We start from the raw sequence: 18,255 nt of genomic DNA on the forward strand, positions 1-18,255 counted from the left end.
GAATTTACCATCAAATTTTCTTCATACTCATTTATTGGCTTGATATTAACATGGTAATACTGCCCTTTTTATCTATTCATAGAAGTTACATTTTGTCAAAAAAAATTAGATGCGTTTCCCCTGATAACCCACACTTGCCCATCTTTATCATAGCAAGCTATATCTTTATTAGGGCGAACATTATCCATTCTGGGGGAATTGGCATTTCCTTGTCGATAAAGAGTAATTGGTGTATTGTCCATTAAAGTGGGCTTTTAGTCTTTAATTTGTGTCTTAAATAGCATAATGCTTGTCAAGATAAATGCCAAAAATATCGCTAAATTCCGCAATAAATCAATATTACTATGTTTAACAGCGATCGCTATTAATGCCCAAACCGTAACACCAGTATAGGGAATATCTTTGTACCTAATTGCAATCACAGCCGCAATCGTTGTTGCTATCACCAACATGATGATAGTCCAGACCTGACTATTAATACCCCAACCATTCCAACCATAAAAATATAGTGCAGAAGCCACATTTACCACAGTTGCCACAGAAATCCAACCCAAATAAATACTCACAGGATTATGCAAGCATAACTTTTTCGTTTGAGATACCCGCTTTTTGCCAATGCCTAAAATATGATAAATAGCCATCAGCGGTATGAGAATACCGAACATAGCCACAACAGAAAAAGCAAAAAGTCTAGATAAAAATAAATACACCCAAATACTTTGAAAAACAGAAGCAATCACTAACAGATAACCTGTTTTGCGTAAATCTGCATCCTGTTTTTGGTTAGGTAGAAATTGATAAACTGCTAAAGCGAATAGTCCTAAATAAATCACTCCCCAAATGACAAAAGCATAGTTAGCAGGAATAATCAACACATCTTTAAATAAAGTGTTAGAAATTGCCCCTATACTCAGTCCATTTAAGGGAAAAATATTTGATGCTACATTCACCACAAAAGCACCAACAACAGCAACTAAAGTTATTAGTTGTCTGATAAAATCTTGATTATGATTGGAAGTAGATTGCTGCATAGATAATTACCAAGTTGGATCACTAAAAAGATGTATCGTTAATTTATCTTTTCCTGGTGGAACTGCGGTAATACAAGCCCGGATAACTTCACCATCATCTAATTCTACAGTACAAGCGTGACAAGTTCCCATCAGACAACCGGTAGGAATGGATACTCCAGCCCGTTCTGCGACATCTAACAACGGTTCTCCTACTTGGGCATTAACGGTGATATCATCTGGTAAAAAAGTAATTTGCATAGTCCTATATGGCTTTTTATTTGCTAAAGAATAGATGAAAAAGAAGAATTATAAATCACTAATTATTCCCCTAATTATTTTGACATAAAGTTCTATAACTTTCCTTTTTATAGGCATCGCTTCTGGTCAGGTTTGGATTATATAGTAGATAATTTTTTAATATATGGCAATTACTTTCCAGTAATCTTTCTAATGTCATATCCGATAACTTCCGTAAAATTACATGACTATTACCACTACCAGCCGCTAATATTTTACCATCTGGACTAAAACTAACGCTGCTTAAATCTTCTGCATCACCTTTTAAAACCATCATTAAAACACCTTCTTGATTCCACAACCTGATTTTATTATCACTGCTGACGGCTAGAGTTTTACCATCTGGACTAAACTTAGCACTAATAAAACCATCACCATACCCCATCAGGGTTTTTTGTAATTGACCGTTCTCACTCCAAATTTTCACCGTACTATCAAGACTAACAGAAGCTAATAATTTACCATTAGGCGACCAGGCTACACCATTTACCCTGCGAGTATGACCAGTTAAATTTTTGATCAGTTCGCCATTACTTGTCCATATTTTTACTGATTTATCATCACTAGCGGAGGCTAGAAATTTACCATTAGGACTAAAATTCACCCAATTAATAGCATCAGTATGACCATTTAAAGTTTTTAGTAATTTACCATCTTGATTCCATAATTTTATGGTTTTATCTTTACTAGCAGAAGCGATAATTTTACCATCTGGCGACCAAGCTACAGCTAAAACTAGATCATTATGACCAGATAATGTTTTTAATAATTTACCATCTTGATGCCATAATTTTATAGTTTTATCTTTACTAGCAGAAGCAATAATTTTACCATTAGGCGACCAAGCTACAGCCCAAACTTGATCATTATGGGCTATGAATTTTTTGAGTAATTTACCTTCCCGATTCCAGATTTTGATTGTTTTATCCAAACAAGCACCGGCAATAGTATTACTATCAGGACTAAAACTAATACTTGTTACCCAATCATTATTGGCTTGGGGATTAGGTAAAATTAGACTATCCCAACGCCACAAAATAATAGTTTTATCTCTACCAGCAGATGCTAAAGTTAGTCGGTCAGGGCTAAAACTAACACTATTTACCCAACCATTATGTCCTCGCAGAGTTCCTAGTAAATTACCATCAATACTCCAAACTCTAACTGTTTCATCCATACTAGCAGATGCTAGAGTATGACCGTCGCTGCTAAAATTGATACTAATAACACCGTTGCTATGTCCAGAAAGAGTTTTGAGTAATTGACCTTCTTGATTCCATAATTTGATTTTTTTATCTAAACTTGCAGAAGCCAGAATTTTACTATCACTAGACCAAGCTATAGCTAAAACAGCATCTTCATGGGCTGGTAAAGTTTTGATTAATTGACCTTTGCTACTCCACAATTTTATGGTTTTATCAGCACTGCTAGAAGCCAAAATTTTCCCATCATTAGACCAAGCTACGGCTAAAACAGCATCTTTATGACCAGATAATGTTTTTAGTAGTTTACCTTCTTGATTCCACAATTTTATGGTTTTATCGGTACTTGCAGAGGCGATAATTTGACCATCAGGATGGAAACTTACACTATTCACTATAGATGTATGACCTAGTAAAGTTTTGAGTAGTTTACCTTTTCGACTCCAAAGTTTAATTGTTTTGTCTTGACTAGCGGAAACTAACATTTGACTATCAGGACTAAAAATAACACTATTTACTACATCTTCATGTCCTGATAAAGTGTTGATTAAAAGACCATTAGGACTCCAAAGTTTAATTGTTGTATCTGCACTAGCTGAAGCTATTAAAGATTTATCTGCACTAAATGTCACCATTCTGATTCCCGACAAATGACCTTCTAAACGATTACGTTCTTTGACTCCATAAACCGCTTGATACAGTGCAGTTAATACCTTCTCTTGAGTAGAAGTATCTATCCATAGAGTTTTTTTTAATTTTTTTCCTGCTTTCAAACTTTCCTTGAGAGCATCAATACCTTTTTGAGAAGCAAATAAAGTCTCACTAGATGCACTTAGAGTTTTCATTTCACTATCTGTGGACGTAATCACAGAAGTAGTTAAGGCAAACATAGCAATAATAGAAGCTGTTAAGGCTATTTTCAGGGCAATATTTAATCTAATTGCACCCAAACGTTGTTTTTCTTGGCTATCGGCTAATTTTGCAAGTAACTCTTTTTCTTTTAATTCTGTGCGTAAATGTTGAATTTCTATTTGACTTGCTTCTTCTCGCTTTCGTAATTCTCTTAATTCTGCCAGTAAATTATCTCCTTGTGAATGGTGTGTCTGTTCTAAACTAACGCCGTTCTGAGTTTTTCTTAATTCACTTTTAAGCCGTTCAATTTCTTGATAACTATTTCTAACCTGATCCCGTAATGTATTAATTTGTGTTTGTAATCCAGATTCCTGTTGTTGTAAATAACGAATTAAGCTGACTAAATAATCATGAATTAATTGATAGCGTTCGGGAACATTGGGAAATATCACAACTAACCCGGAGCGAACTAAAATATCTAAAATCAATTCTAAGTTACTAGGATCTTCTAAATCTGAGAGTTCTAATGTTAATTCTGTCCGGGTTTTAAAAGGTCTTTTATTATGATCATCTGTTAATAAATATAAAACCAGGAGAGCCGCCCGTTCGTGTTCTTTTCCACATTCTTTAATTAATTCTTGAATATATGTTTGAATTAACTTATTGGGACGATATGCTTGATACTGGGCAAGGGTAGTAATATATTTATCTTGTAATTGTGCGCCCGCTAATTGCAATTCTATCGGACGAACTTCGCCCAGTTCTGAAGACAAATCAGCAACTAACGCATCAATTAAATCTGGTTCTAATTTGAGTTGGGATTGATTATGTGAACGTTCAGTTAATTTCTGAATGATTTTTCTGGCATTTTCAGGAGAAAAGTTATTAAGTTGATAACGAATATTTTTGTCAAGAATATTATTATTAATTGTTTCGATTGATGAAAGACATTTAAAATCTAGAAGGCGATGTAAATAATCTTCGCGCAAAGTCAAAATAACTTTCACAAAAGATACCCCTAAACAATCACTAATAAATTGATCAAATATTTGTTTTTTCTGAATATCTGTATCACCAAAGAAAAATTCTTCAAATTGGTCAAAAATTAACACTGTAATTAAATGATTATCTGCATTTTCCCGTAATTGTTGCAAAATACTATTAATAGTTGTAGGTATAGAAATATCAGATCGAAATTCTGTTTCCATAGCTGCTATTTTTTGCATTTCTAACATGGCCTTGGTAAAAGATTTACCTAATTCTCCTAACCAATCTGTATAGACTTGCAGGACAACTGGTACAGCAATTTGATCACCAACAGCCCGGTTTTGTAGTGCGGGAACTAAGCCAGCCGTAACAGTAGAACTTTTACCAACACCTGACTGTCCATGAATAACTATTAATTTTTGGTCTGCACGACTAATTCTCCCAATTAAGTTATTAACATCATATTCTCTACCAGAAGCGGCAATTTCTAAGGCTATACTATTACTAGCAAATGTAGATATTAAAGTGGGGTTAGTGACTTGTCTTTGCGGTTGTAACCGTCCAGCCCCAATAAAGGGGACAAAACCATATTGTTGTTCTACAGAACGGAGTTTTTGTTTAATAATATAGGCTTGAAGATAGTGTCCTATTTGAAAGTATAATGATCTTAAATTATGTAATAAGCGAATATAACGATGGGCATCATATTTATGTTCACTTTTTTCTAAAGCTGATGACAGTTGTTGAGATGCTGCATTTATATATTCTTTTGCTACCGTTATTTGTCCTAGATGATTGAGGGCTTCTGCTAAAGTTAATAAATAAATTTGTTCTAATATCAGAGGAAATAAATAATGATTTGATTCTGGGTGATTTTTTTCTGTTTCTAATTGTAGTAGTGATATATGCGCTAAAATACTAGCTTGTATCCAGTTGGAATTATGTACGGCTACCTGTGCTAAAAAACCATAATCACAAGCTAATTGAATTTTCCTACCATATATTTGATGTAATTCTAGGGATTTTTTAGCGACAACTTCTAATACTGCCCATGATTTTAAACTATATAAGACTTCTAATAATTGTTCAATAAATTCCGAAACTAAATCTATCCGTCCAGCAATTTCAAATGTTTGTAAACATTGCTGAAAATATGTTTTAGCTGATTGCCAATATCTTTCTCTTGATTTGGGATTTTGTTCGGCAAGACGACAGCAACATAATCCAATATAAAATAATAAAATTGACCGTTTTAAAAGATCAGCATAGGATGAATCAGATAATTCTGCTGTTATATCAGTTGCATATTCTGTTAGCCATAAGTTTTCTTGATGATGCCAAAAACGCAAACTTTTCTGAAAGTTATTTAAGGCAGAATCAATCCGATTATTGACATAATCATCTATGCCAAAAATAAATTCTAACCTAGCATTTAATTCTGCTTCGATTTTCATCCCCCTATCATACAATTCTTTAATTGCATAATGCAGTTGATCACTGCTAATCCATACTTGTTCTAAGGTGACAGGATTACCTCGTGCATAATTACTTTGTAAAACTCTCGTAAATAGATCGTCAGTTTCTTGGTGGAGAAATTCTAGTAATCCAATAGAAGTCATTTCAAATCTAATTGGTGTAGCTGCCCAACTGGCAAAATCGGGAGCTAACCGCAGGATTTTCTGTAACACTTCATCATTTACCCAAAAAATCATGGGGATTTGATAACGTTTACGAAATTCATCTCGGACTTGATTAATGGAACGCAGGAGATCATCTATTCCATAGATTGATTCAAACCCCATAATCATTAATCCGGCAGGTTGATTAATGGTAAGTTGTGATTGAATTGTGGTATATAAACTTGTAGCATTTTGGGCTAAAGTAATACTTTGAATACGCTCATTTCCCCAACCATTAATTGCTAGTTGTTGCCGGATTATATCTCGCAGAAATTCGTAGTTACAGCACAGCAAGATAACTGAAAACTGATTTTTAGAAAAGGTAATTGCTCTTTCTAAACTACGTAAAGACTGTTGATTCGCAGCGATTATATTCTCTGCTTGCTGTCTTTTAACCATAATTTAAATTTTTCGGTTTCTGCTAAAACTGGGTTAAGTGCAAACCAAACACCCTGGTGATCACGATATTCAAATACGAATAAACTCCGTAATAAAATATCGTACTCTACATTGCCTCTAACTCGTTGATCTTGGATTACCTGCAAGATTAATTCACTTTCATCCAGATCAATGGCATTAGCCCGGTAATCTCGTTGTCTTTGGATTACTAATTCTACACATTTGCGGTCAAAAGGTGGATCTTGATCTCGTAAACAATCAAATAGTAACCCTAATAAGTCGCGGACATGACCACCACTAATCAAACACAAACGATCTAGAGTATCTAGATGATCAAATAACTGGGTAACTAAATTTAAACGATCTGTTGGTGATCTGTCAGGAAAGGCTCTTGCTAATACCATTTGTCGCATTAATCCTAGTCCTTCTGTATTAATTTCTCCAGAACGTTGCCGCACGGGAATCATTGGTAATACTTTCGGTGCAACTCCACCTCCTAAACGATGTTGTAGTTCCGCACTATCATTAGAAAATGTTAAAGCTAAGGGAATTGTGTAAACTATGTGGCAATTCAATTTTCTTAATTGTTCTCCTCGATCAATGAATAAGTATTCTGGTAGCGATCGCCCAGACGGTAAAGGACGAACCGCCACCCGATCCAAGTTATCCACAATCACCACCAATCCCTTCTTCCCCCTAGCTTTTAGCTCCAAATTAGCCCGATCTAATAGCTCTTGATTAATTGATTGTAAGATATTTTCTGTGCGTGGTTCTAGATAGTCTCTTAACCGTCTGCGTAACTGAGGACTTTCTTTAGTTTTCGCCGTAATTTTGGCAATCCCCACAGATAATTCCGCTTCTACCCCCAGTTCTAAAGGCGTTTGCAAAAAATCTACCAACTCCCTAAACAACTTAGTAAAGTAACTAGGTTGGACACGCAGTTTCATCGCTTCCAAGTTTTCACTCACCAAACCCGCGATCGCTAATAAAATATCTGTAATATCTATATCTACCATTTCTAAAACATGGGTAGACTCAAAATAGACAACATGAAAATCTTGCGCTTCCAACTCGGCTTTGAGTCGTAGCAATTCCGTAGATTTTCCACAGCCCAAATGTCCCGTAAATAATTGACAGGTTGGTATATTTGGGGAAATCTTTGCAATAGTCCGCAGCAGAGCTTCAATAATTTTTCCCCCACGGACTGAAGTAAAATCAATATAATACATCCGGTCGTCTACGTTCTCAATCATCAACGGCCGGGAAGGATTACAAGCTTGATAAAATCTTTCTAAGTTAAGAAGCATAAAAAATTAATTCACGCTGTAATGGTCATAACATAATCTGTCACAATCTCTTTTACAGTGGAAAACCGAACATATCCGCAAAAACCAGGTATAGAAACATAACTAATTTTAGATTTTTCTTCACATCTTCACGCAAGAAAATCCAAAATCAGTATTTACTTGAATACATTCAGAACAAAATCAAAAAAGTAGTAGTCCCTGATAAACAAGCATAGATAACATCTGGATGACTCCCCCTACCTAAGCCAACCAAAATATATCCAATATTGAAAGTTGAGAAAAAATCTGATGATCTGATAAATCTCGCTTAACGCTAATTATTTAAGCTCGGTTACAAATATTACTTTGTAATCAAAAAATATTAGTCCTTGCATTTACCTTTACGTAAACAATCTCCTTGTGGCTCATCTCTACCAGAGACATTAACCACTAACTGTGATTGAGTATAATTTTCGATTCTTGCTTGAGCATTATCTCTAGACAGCTTATTCCCTGCAAAACAAGCACTGGAATTGCACAGATAAACTGACAACACCATTAGTCCTACACCAATTGTTTTTTTCATATCTAAATTCGATTCAGATTTCTATTGCGTAATCAGCAACATTATTTTGATCAATCGTGAAAACTTATTAATCAGCTAATAGTTCTAAAAATTGCCAGAAAAATCTGTTCATAGTCTCAAATAAGACACTACAAAGAATGCAACCTTAAAGCGCATTAGTATATCCTTGTCTAGTCAGTACAGAAGTAAATCAAGATTTATACTTGGTTTTACCCAACTACATCCTTGATTGATCCCAGACTGAGATAAACAAGTTATTGTTTTCATTGATTCACAGATTAAAGTTATATCTGTGATGGCCAAATCCACTCTTACCCCCCTGGCAGAGTTAATTTAACCACAAGACAACGTGCTTGATACGTATACATTTACTATGGGAAAATCCCGGATAAAAAAATCTTTTTTTGACCAGAAACAAATATAAATATTATCCGTCAACATAGAACAGAACGTAATTTAAAGTACATTTGTATTTAATCGTAAATTTAGAGTATTTTTTTTAAAGCATAAAAAAACCAGATTTAACAAGCTATACAGCTAGAAAATACTGCATAAAAGGATATAAGATCTGCAATTAATACTTATGTATCAAGTAGTAATAATTTAGAAATACACAAAGTAAATTTTGTGCTAATTAATACAGATGTAAAATTAAAGTCCAAATGTAAAAATAAAAATAGAAATAGAAATGCTACCAAAAATAAATACGGCTATTTTCCTGACTTATTTACAACTTCAAAAGTTTTCGAGCGGATTCCCTATAAAATAGTGAACGAAGATTGCCTAACAAATGTTTCCCACTTTTCCTACTCATGACCTCTTCACAAGACGTAGATACCATAAATTCCCCCGGCTTAGACCCAGAACCATCTATTAACCCGCTAGATGAATTACCAGGTGAAGTGGAAATGTCCATATTTGACCACCTGGAGGAGTTGCGGCAAAGAATTTTCTATGCCCTCATAGTGGTAGTAGTGGGTATTATCGGTTGTTTTATTTTCGTCAAACCCCTAGTACAACTACTAGAAGTTCCTGCTCACGGCGTTAAATTTCTGCAATTAGCTCCGGGAGAATTTTTCTTTGTCTCCATGAAAGTTGCTGCTTACGGTGGTTTAATCCTGGCTACTCCCTTCATTCTTTATCAAATTATCCAGTTTATACTTCCTGGCCTCACCGTGCGGGAACGGCGTTTAGTCATCCCTGTGGTGCTAGGTTCAAGCGTATTATTTGTATGCGGCTTAATTTTTGCTGACATTGCACTCATTCCCGCTGCTTTACAATTCTTCATTAATTATGGTGCTGATGTTGTTGAGCAACTTTGGTCAATTGATAAGTATTTTGATTTTGTGCTGTTATTGTTATTCACCACAGGACTAGCATTTCAAGTTCCAGTTATTCAAATTTTGCTCGCTACCTTGGGAATTGTCTCCTCACAAATCATGTTAAAAGGTTGGCGTTATGTAATTATGACAGCAGTAATTTTGGGAGCAGTGCTAACACCTTCTACCGATCCTCTGACCCAAAGTCTTTTAGCTGGTGCGGTTTTAGGACTATACTTTGGGGGGATTGGACTAGTTAAACTCATCGGCAAATAATTCAAGTTGTCAGTTGTCCGTTGTCCGTTGTCCGTTGCTGCAAAAAAAAATCATACAATTGATGAGTTTATTCATTCTCATCTGCGTTTATCTGCGTTTATCTGCGTTTGATTATTCTTAAAATATGATTTCATGTAGCTTCATCTTAACTTACGTGATGAAATTACGTTAATTGTTAATCGCTATGCAGAAAGCCAGTTATCCTCATTGCTATCCTATAAAATGAGGCTTGATAAATTAGTTTTGTCAACGCTGGCTAATTTATAGCTAACGTTATCTAAAACCAACTTAACTTTAACTTTTACAATAGGGATACTTCACCAGCATGGCTCAAGAGCGCACGTTACCCACATTTAATACTGCCACAGTCCAAATCACCAAAGAAGAAGGATTGGGCTTATACGAAGATATGACACTAGGACGTTTATTTGAAGATAAATGTGCCGAAATGTACTATAGAGGAAAAATGTTTGGTTTTGTCCACCTATACAACGGACAAGAAGCAGTTTGTAGCGGCATTGTCAAAGGTGCAATGCGCCCCGGTGAAGATTTCGTTTCCAGCACCTACCGTGACCACGTTCATGCTTTAAGCGCAGGAGTTCCCGCCCGCGAAGTTATGGCAGAATTATTTGGTAAAGCCACAGGTTGCAGTAAAGGGCGCGGTGGTTCTATGCATATGTTTTCGGCTGAACATCGTCTATTAGGTGGTTATGCTTTCGTAGCCGAAGGTATTCCCGTCGCTGCTGGTGCTGCTTTCCAATCTAAATATCGTCGGGAAGTTCTGGGAGACAAAAACGCTGACCAAGTAACCGCTTGCTTCTTTGGTGACGGTGCTGCTAACAACGGTCAATTTTTTGAAACATTGAATATGGCAGCTTTATGGAAATTGCCAATTCTCTTTGTGGTCGAAAATAATAAGTGGGCAATTGGTATGTCTCACGAACGGGCAACTTCCCAACCAGAGATATACAAAAAAGCCAGTGTGTTTAACATGGTGGGTGTGGAAGTAGACGGTATGGATGTTTTAGCAGTGCGTCAGGTGGCTCAGGAAGCCGTAGCCCGCGCCCGTGCAGGAGAAGGTCCAACTTTAATTGAAGCTCTGACCTATCGCTTCCGGGGTCATTCTCTAGCTGACCCAGACGAAATGCGAAGCAAAGAAGAAAAAGAATTTTGGTTTGCTCGTGACCCCATTAAAAAGTTAGCTGCTTATTTGCTGGAACAAAATCTAGCTACAGAAGCAGAACTCAAAGATATTGAAAAGAAAATTCAGGCTGTAATTGAGGACGCGGTTAAATTTGCCCAAAGCAGCCCTGAACCAGATCCTAGCGAGTTATATCGCTTCATTTTTGCCGAAGACGTTTAAATTGAGAACTGGGGACTGGGGACTGGGGAAAATATCCAATACCCTATGCCCTATGCCCCAGATACAGTTGACGAATTCCCTGGCGCGGATTTCTTACCAAGATTCTCAAAAATAGCTATGCACCAAAGTTTTGTGTCCAATAGAATGTATTTCCGTAAGCATATGCAATCCCAACATCACGAAACTTAGGATTGAGAATATTTTGACGATGACCTGCACTATTCATCCAAGATTGCATTATCTCTTGAGCAGAGGTTTGACCATATGCAATATTCTCTCCAGCCCATCGGTACTTATAGCCATATCGCCTCATCCGATCTACTATTAATGAACCATCAGAACCAGTGTGGCTTAGACGGTTATGCCGAGCCATATCGTTGGAATGGGCTTGAGCAGCCGCTATCAATTTTGAGTTAAGTCTAAGGAGTGATAATCCTGCTCTGAATCTTTCATTATTAAGAGGTTGTTTGAAAAGTATTAGATGAAACCAACAATCTCCAAGAAATTGAAAAATCAATATCAAACCTGCCCCTATTTGTCGCGCAAAGTGCTGTAATAGGAGGTGAATGGAAAAAGGCGTGAGACGGAAAGCTTAGTTAGCGAGTCATGTTTTGCGAACGGGTATCTGCCCAATCACCAATTACCTATCACCAATCACCAAAAATCATGTTTACCATTGACATTCAAGAACAACAATACAAAACCTACATCCTGTCTGATAAAACCGCTGGTACACAAATAGAAGTTGTCCCAGAAAGAGGTGGTATCATCACTCGTTGGCTGGTGCAAGGTCAAGAAATATTTTACCTAGACGCTGAACGCTTTACTCATCCTGATTTGAGCGTTAGAGGTGGTAATCCCATTTTGTTTCCTCTTTGCGGTAACTTACCTGATAATACTTACAGCGTTGACGGAAAACCGTATACTATCAAACAACATGGCTTTGCGCGGGAATTGCCTTGGACAGCAACAGCGCAAAATACTGAAGGTAAGGCTAGTCTAACTGTAGTTCTCAGCAGCAACGAGGAAACAAAGGCAGTTTATCCTTTTGATTTTCAATTGGCTTTTACCTACGAACTCCAAGGGAATACCTTAGTAGTGCGTCAGGAATATAAAAATCTGTCATCTACACCCATGCCATTTTCCGCTGGTTTCCACCCTTATTTTCTCTGTGGTGACAAAAATCAGCTAGAAGTGGAACTTCCTTCCACACGATATCAAGATAACAAAACTAAGGAGTTTCACACCTTTGACGGCAAATTCGACTTTAACCAAGATGAAATTGATTTTGCTTTTGGGGGACTCACCAGTAAATCAGCCACAGTCACAGATAACAGCCGCAGGTTGAAGCTAACCCTCGATTACGATGATTTCTCTACCTGGTTGGTGTTTTGGACTGTTAAAGGCAAAGAATTCTACTGTCTAGAGCCTTGGAGTGCCACCCGCAATGCTTTCAACACTGGTGAAAACCTGACTGTGTTAGCTCCTGGAGCTAGTTGTACTGCTTCTTTTGGATTAACGGCAAATCTTTTTTGAAAACCCCTTGACAAAACCATGGCTGTTGATGGTATATTGATAAAGTTGGAAAAACAGCAAAAGGGTGGCTAACTCAACGGTAGAGTACTCGGCTTTTAACCGATTTGTTCCGGGTTCGAATCCCGGGCCACCCATTCTCAAGACTCAAGCATAATTGCCTGTGACAATTGCAAGATGTAAGATTATTCATAGACTAAAAACTTATTAACATCTTCACAGTTATCAAACTTAGAATAAAATTCTTCAGCCTTCCTTGATTAATTAAACAGAAATGCGGAAAGATTGACCAATCACTTGAAAATCTTCTGTTTGTTGATTTCTAAGTTTGGCACGAATTTGAGTAAATTGGCTAACAACGTCTGGTTTATAGAGCTTTTCTCCACATTTTGAACAAACTTCTGCTTCTACATGGATAACGGCGGTGTTATTTCCTCCTTTTAGCATTTTTTCAATTTGCTTAGTTTCTAACTCACCTTGACAAGTGGGACATTTTTGGTTTTTCATGTTACTACTTCCTGATGTGTCAATTAATCCAGTGTTGAGGCTGAGAACTATCAACAGTGACTAAAATTGCAGTGCTGCTATTCTGATCATAGCCTCTAATTTTGTGAATAGGTTGACGGGCAATATTTTCTCGGTAAGTTAAATCAGGAGGATAGGGTTGATTATTGGGTTGTTTTTCGATAATTTCGTTGTATCTGACACAATGAAAGATTTTATTCCAGGGAAGTCTATTATTTTCTGCTTTTTCATTAGTAAGTAACCGAGATTTGGGGGATAGTTTACTGGAAAGTACGGATATGAGTGGTAGGATACAAGGGGAAGCATTATAAGAGTCTAGGCTGAAAACCCTATAATGTCTTTTTTCCCTAATTTGATTAAGAAAAGTGATGTTTTGCCTAATTTTAGGCAACAAAAACTTATCTTTGCTTTTGCCTAATTACTTAGTCATCTTTTTTCTTGCCTTTTCCCACTTTTTCAGCAAGCCCTAACTAATAAAGTCAGTAACCCAGCCCTAAAGGGACTGAGCTTGCAAGAGTAATCAAGCAAGCTGTGCTGACCAGACCACCCTGAGCTTAGTCTCATGGTAGCCGTTATTTGAGTCACGACACCTGGGAATGCGTAGCTAGTTCCCCGCTCTGTCGCTTGTGATTAAACAGTTCTAAGGTCACTGGAACAGTGTTGCAAGTCTAACAAGCTCTTAGAACAGGTCGTTCGCGCCAGCGTGCCGGAGGCATCTAGCTAACATTACCCCAGAAATGGGAGTTGGTTTCCAGGTTCCAATCAAAAATCTGGTTTCAATTTTAATATCCACAGCGGTTAAAACCGCTCGTGTCGCTTCCCTCTCAGCCCTAAAGGGACTGAGTTTCCCGCTTGCCGTGTATTCTTATGAATTTTAGTACCGCTCTACCCACTTTTGTAATTACCCTGCGAGAAGGTGTCGAAGCCGCTTTAGTTGTGGGTATTGTTCTCGCATTATTAAAAAAAGCCCAACAATCTCGACTCAACCCTTGGGTTTATGCTGGCGTAATTGTTGGTATTATTGTCAGTGGCTTAATCGGTATTTTATTTACGGGGATCATTAAATTCTTAGGATCTATTAATCCTCAATATACCTCTGTTGTTGAGCCAACATTGGAAGGTGTATTTAGTGTTTTAGCAATAGTCATGCTGAGTTGGATGTTAATCTGGATGACAAAACAAGCCAGATTTATGAAAGCACAAGTTGAGGGAGCAGTTACCGACGCAATAGGCAAAAATTCCAATGCAGCTTGGGGAGTTTTTAGTTTAATTCTAGTCGCCATTGTCCGCGAAGGATTTGAAACTGTTCTCTTCGTTGCAGCTAATTTTCAACAAGGTTTATTGCCGACTTTAGGCGCACTTGGTGGTTTAGCCACAGCGTCAGTAATTGGCGTTTTATTATTTAAATGGGGTGTGAAAATTAATATTCGCCAATTCTTTCAAGTTATGGGCGTTTTATTAATATTAATTGTTTCTGGTTTAGTAGTTTCCGGTTTACAACATTTTGATGAAGCTACAGCTAATCTAGCTTTGAGTAGTCGTTCTTCAGAAAATCTTTGTTTCTATTATGAACACTTTACCAGAATTCACTCTTGTATCTTAGGTCCAATGGTTTGGAATGCTGAAAAAATCTTATCTGACGAACAGTTTCCCGGTATCATTCTCAAGTCCTTATTTGGTTATAGAGACAAAATCTATATTGTTCAAGCCGTGGGATATTTGGTATTTCTCATCAGTATTGGTGGGCTATATTTCCGCAGTATCACAGGTGGAGATAATCAGAATAGCAAAAATAAAGTCATGACTACTACCCCAGGGCGGAATTAAAAATAATAGATTGGTAATCAGGGAAAAGATTAAAATTTTTACCTATTCCCTGCGATGCACTGAGCTTGTCGATAGCGAAGCGTGGCGTAAGCCATAGTGTTCCGTCTAGGCTGCATTTTACTCCGAAACCTGGAAAGTCGAACTAATTACAGGACCCGACATTTCCGCAAGAGGTGAGACTGCCTTGGGATGTATTGGAGTAGTTTTACTCAATACGGCGATGAGTTGCAATAAAAATGTAATAAAGGCCGCTTGTATAAGTTTTTCTAGCATAATATCCCTCTCTTTATTTATATGGATGAGACTTCCATAGGAACTTGTTATTCTCAATACACTTTGTGTTATTGGTTTATCGGATTTGGTGAATATAATTTGAGAATAGCTCAGAAATCTGTGAAAAAATGTGATTCAGTTCTCTCTTTATATGCACCTGACAACGTGGACGTTTGTTTTTTCCAAAAAGTGTCCTGAAAATCCAAATTTATTTTTAAATCCCTGGGGATATCTCATTGTTTTACTCCAGTCACTCAATTAGCAAGAACCGTAATAATACTGATATTTGTGTAAAATATATTTCTTTACATGAGCTTCTATCTGCTCTCTTCACCCGGCTTGTCCTAATCTTAATTGGCAATTTCAACACAATTAGCCGTTGTCACCGATAGAATAAATGAAAAATAGCTAAAACACACTAAATGATTCCTATCGTTATTGAACAATCCGGCCGAGGCGAACGCGCCTTTGATATCTATTCACGGCTGTTGCGTGAGCGGATTATTTTTTTGGGAGAACAGGTTGATAGCAATCTGGCTAACTTGATTGTTGCCCAACTGCTGTTTTTAGATTCTGAGGACGCGGAGAAGGACATATATATGTACATTAATTCTCCTGGTGGTTCTGTGACAGCGGGAATGGGTATTTTTGACACCATGAAGCATATTCGCCCTGATGTCTGTACAATTTGTACTGGATTGGCGGCCAGTATGGGAGCTTTTCTCCTCAGCGCGGGTACAAAGGGTAAAAGGATGAGTTTACCCCATTCACGGATTATGATTCATCAACCCCTCGGTGGCGCTCAAGGACAAGCAACTGATATTGCAATTCAAGCCCGCGAAATTTTGTATCACAAGCAGCGGCTAAATGAATTTCTCGCTGATCATACTGGTCAACCATTTGAGCGGATTTCTGAAGATACCGAACGTGATTTCTTTATGTCTCCCGCCGAAGCCAAGGAATATGGCTTAATTGACCAAGTAATTGACCGTCATGCCGCCGGTAGTCGTCCTGTACCTCTAGTTTAGTTATTGGTCAGTTGTCAGTTGTCAGTTGTCAGTAGGGGCGAAGCATTTGGAAGATAAATTATCGATCATTGCCAAAAATAGTTCTCCAAATGCTTCGCCCGTACAGTTGTCAGTTGTCAATGAGAAAATTCTTCTTTCTTCTTTCTTCTTCCTCCTGACTCCTGACTCCTGACTCCTGATTCTAAAATCCCGCAATTGGATCTGGTTGAGATTTGAGGTAAGTGAGAAAATTTCGTAATTCTTCTTCACTCAGCAGAGAACGTCCTCGTTTACTGTAGGTTTTGACCAGATAATCTTTACCTTGTTCTGGTGTCCAGCCTAAGCGCTCGATTTCTACGTCTGTTTGGGCAATGACATCAGATAAATTTACTGGTTCATTATGTCTTTTCTTTTTACCGACGACTGACTGGACACCAGTATCCTCATAAGGGGTATAACTGCGAGGTGTAAATGGCGTGACATTACTAGGGGGGACTTCTGATAAAGGTGGATATTCTGGTTCTTGATGAGAAAATATTTCTGGTTCTGGAAATTTGGGATCAATTTCTTCTTCTGGTAGCGGTGGTGTATATATCTGTGTATTGTTAACAGGGGGAACAGGTTTTGATTCCTGGAAAGTGGGTTTTATTTGTGGAGTGGTAACTAATGGGGAGACAGATTTTGTGACTTCCCCCGGTGTATTTTTGACCCCCAAAACCGTTAAAGCTCTGTTTCTAGCCTGGTCTTCTGCTGCTTCTACTGTTTCTGCTCCTGCGATCGCCGTTGCCCTGGTGATACCTTCGAGTTGTATACTGACACGGACGATATATTTCCCTTGAAAAATTTCTATTAATTCTGAGATAATACTGCCGTTGGGGTACAAATTCTGGAATTGTGCCAACATCATACTTTCAACCATTTTTATCTAAATTTTCCTAATAACATAAATTGCTAGTCAGCGCACAACTGACAACTGACAACTGACAACTGTACGGGCGAAGCATTTGGAGAACTATTTTTGGCAATGATCGATAATTTATCTTCCAAATGCTTCGCCCCTACTAACAACTGACAACTGACCACTGACCATCCCCTAGACAAAACCCTATATTTCAATATAAAGTCTTACTGAGAACTAAGCACTCACGACGTTAAATATGTCCTGATACTAACAGTTGTTGATCACAAATTGTCGTCTATCTTTAAATGCTATACTAATTAACCAATTAGATATCTAGAAGTATTTTTAAAGAAGTGCGCTCTAAATCTACAATAATAAAGATAAGGTTTGCCTTCGTTGCCTGTGTTTTACTGCTTACCTGATTGTTACCGATTCTACATAAGGGAGAATTGGGTTTTTCAGCGGTTTCTTCTAGTGAAGACATGGCCAACACCACGCTATGCTATCAGATATTGATGTCGTGGAATTGCCTTACATCTAAACTATCAAACACCTGTAGTTAAACTAGTTTGTAGTTTGTGGGTTGTGGGTGAGATAGAGAGTTCTCCAAACCAAGTCTCTCACTAACTCATTATCTAAATTACGTAGTGTTTAATTATTAGGTATCAGGAGTGCATGGTCAAGATTGTTTAGATCAAGTCAAGGGTCACGTAAGCAAACGCTGAGATTGTCGTGCAGTGAGAAGTCAACGCAGGGGCTTCATCTGACAATGACTATGGCTAACGCCACGCTGCGCGATGAGCGGACTTGCCTTTTCTACGAAACACTACGCAAAGGCGAAATTCGTAAGCAAGTGTCTGTAAACCGCGAGGGAATACAGTAAAGAGCCAGATTCGACAACAAATGATGTTTTGACCAAAGGTCGGTTCA

General features: G+C 37.6%; 15 protein-coding genes and 1 tRNA gene. 7 read left to right on the forward strand and 9 right to left on the reverse strand.

Features of this window, described 5'->3' with window-relative positions:
* Positions 1-254: 254 nt before the first annotated feature.
* The 5 genes from FJR09_RS04535 to FJR09_RS04555 form a co-directional block, all read right to left on the reverse strand.
* The gene (locus tag FJR09_RS04535) at positions 255-1,031 is read right to left on the reverse strand and encodes a hypothetical protein (protein ID WP_015083175.1); all 777 of its coding nucleotides are present in this window, start codon (positions 1,029-1,031) and stop codon (positions 255-257) included.
* Positions 1,032-1,037: 6 nt separating this feature from the next.
* Complete coding sequence (locus FJR09_RS04540; RefSeq protein ID WP_015083174.1) at positions 1,038-1,271, reverse strand: 2Fe-2S iron-sulfur cluster binding domain-containing protein; 234 nt, start codon at positions 1,269-1,271, stop codon at positions 1,038-1,040.
* Between the two features lie 70 nt (positions 1,272-1,341).
* Positions 1,342-6,429, reverse strand: a complete 5,088-nt coding sequence (locus FJR09_RS04545) for a hypothetical protein (RefSeq protein WP_168653386.1) — start codon at positions 6,427-6,429, stop codon at positions 1,342-1,344.
* Positions 6,399-7,736, reverse strand: coding sequence for an ATP-binding protein (locus FJR09_RS04550; protein WP_168653385.1), 1,338 nt, complete (start codon positions 7,734-7,736; stop codon positions 6,399-6,401). The genes FJR09_RS04545 and FJR09_RS04550 overlap by 31 nt, the downstream gene beginning before the upstream one ends.
* Before the next feature lie 361 nt (positions 7,737-8,097).
* Complete coding sequence (locus FJR09_RS04555) at positions 8,098-8,301, reverse strand: hypothetical protein (protein WP_015083171.1); 204 nt, start codon at positions 8,299-8,301, stop codon at positions 8,098-8,100.
* A gap of 812 nt (positions 8,302-9,113) precedes the next feature.
* Between FJR09_RS04555 and tatC the strand changes: the two genes are divergently transcribed.
* Entirely contained in the window at positions 9,114-9,896 is a 783-nt protein-coding gene (gene tatC, locus FJR09_RS04560; protein WP_168653384.1) for a twin-arginine translocase subunit TatC, read from the forward strand.
* Between the two features lie 325 nt (positions 9,897-10,221).
* Positions 10,222-11,259: a pyruvate dehydrogenase (acetyl-transferring) E1 component subunit alpha gene (gene pdhA / locus FJR09_RS04565; protein ID WP_168653383.1), complete on the forward strand. Its 1,038-nt coding sequence runs from the start codon at positions 10,222-10,224 to the stop codon at positions 11,257-11,259.
* Positions 11,260-11,374: 115 nt separating this feature from the next.
* On the opposite strand, the gene FJR09_RS04570 is transcribed toward pdhA, so the two are convergent.
* A complete protein-coding gene (locus FJR09_RS04570; protein ID WP_254433033.1) occupies positions 11,375-11,776 on the reverse strand; it encodes a CAP domain-containing protein in 402 nt (133 codons plus the stop codon).
* Between the two features lie 149 nt (positions 11,777-11,925).
* On the opposite strand from FJR09_RS04570, the gene FJR09_RS04575 reads away from it, so the two are divergent.
* Complete coding sequence (locus tag FJR09_RS04575) at positions 11,926-12,795, forward strand: aldose 1-epimerase (protein ID WP_015083167.1); 870 nt, start codon at positions 11,926-11,928, stop codon at positions 12,793-12,795.
* Between the two features lie 62 nt (positions 12,796-12,857).
* Positions 12,858-12,929, forward strand: a tRNA-Lys gene (locus tag FJR09_RS04580).
* A 127-nt stretch (positions 12,930-13,056) separates the two neighbouring features.
* Here FJR09_RS04580 and FJR09_RS04585 read toward each other — a convergent pair.
* Positions 13,057-13,299, reverse strand: a complete 243-nt coding sequence (locus FJR09_RS04585) for a YgiT-type zinc finger protein (protein WP_015083166.1) — start codon at positions 13,297-13,299, stop codon at positions 13,057-13,059.
* Between the two features lie 19 nt (positions 13,300-13,318).
* Positions 13,319-13,711 carry a hypothetical protein gene (locus FJR09_RS04590; RefSeq protein WP_158310557.1) on the reverse strand — a complete coding sequence of 131 codons (393 nt, stop codon included), beginning with the start codon at positions 13,709-13,711 and terminating at the stop codon, positions 13,319-13,321.
* Between the two features lie 473 nt (positions 13,712-14,184).
* Here FJR09_RS04590 and FJR09_RS04595 point away from each other — a divergent pair, with 473 nt between their 5' ends.
* The 3 genes from FJR09_RS04595 (at position 14,185) to FJR09_RS04605 (ending at position 16,617) form a co-directional block, all read left to right on the forward strand.
* Positions 14,185-15,144 (forward strand): FTR1 family protein, encoded by a 960-nt coding sequence (locus FJR09_RS04595; RefSeq protein WP_015083164.1) that lies wholly within the window; start codon positions 14,185-14,187, stop codon positions 15,142-15,144.
* A 695-nt stretch (positions 15,145-15,839) separates the two neighbouring features.
* The gene (gene clpP, locus FJR09_RS04600) at positions 15,840-16,445 is read left to right on the forward strand and encodes an ATP-dependent Clp endopeptidase proteolytic subunit ClpP (RefSeq protein ID WP_015083163.1); all 606 of its coding nucleotides are present in this window, start codon (positions 15,840-15,842) and stop codon (positions 16,443-16,445) included.
* 25 nt (positions 16,446-16,470) lie between these two features.
* Positions 16,471-16,617 (forward strand): hypothetical protein, encoded by a 147-nt coding sequence (locus FJR09_RS04605; protein WP_168654023.1) that lies wholly within the window; start codon positions 16,471-16,473, stop codon positions 16,615-16,617.
* 9 nt (positions 16,618-16,626) lie between these two features.
* Here FJR09_RS04605 and FJR09_RS04610 read toward each other — a convergent pair whose 3' ends face one another.
* Positions 16,627-17,328: a hypothetical protein gene (locus FJR09_RS04610; protein ID WP_015083162.1), complete on the reverse strand. Its 702-nt coding sequence runs from the start codon at positions 17,326-17,328 to the stop codon at positions 16,627-16,629.
* Between the last annotated feature and the right edge of the window lie 927 nt (positions 17,329-18,255).

Source organism: Dolichospermum sp. UHCC 0406 (assembly GCF_009712025.1).
Lineage (GTDB): Bacteria > Cyanobacteriota > Cyanobacteriia > Cyanobacteriales > Nostocaceae > Dolichospermum > Dolichospermum lemmermannii.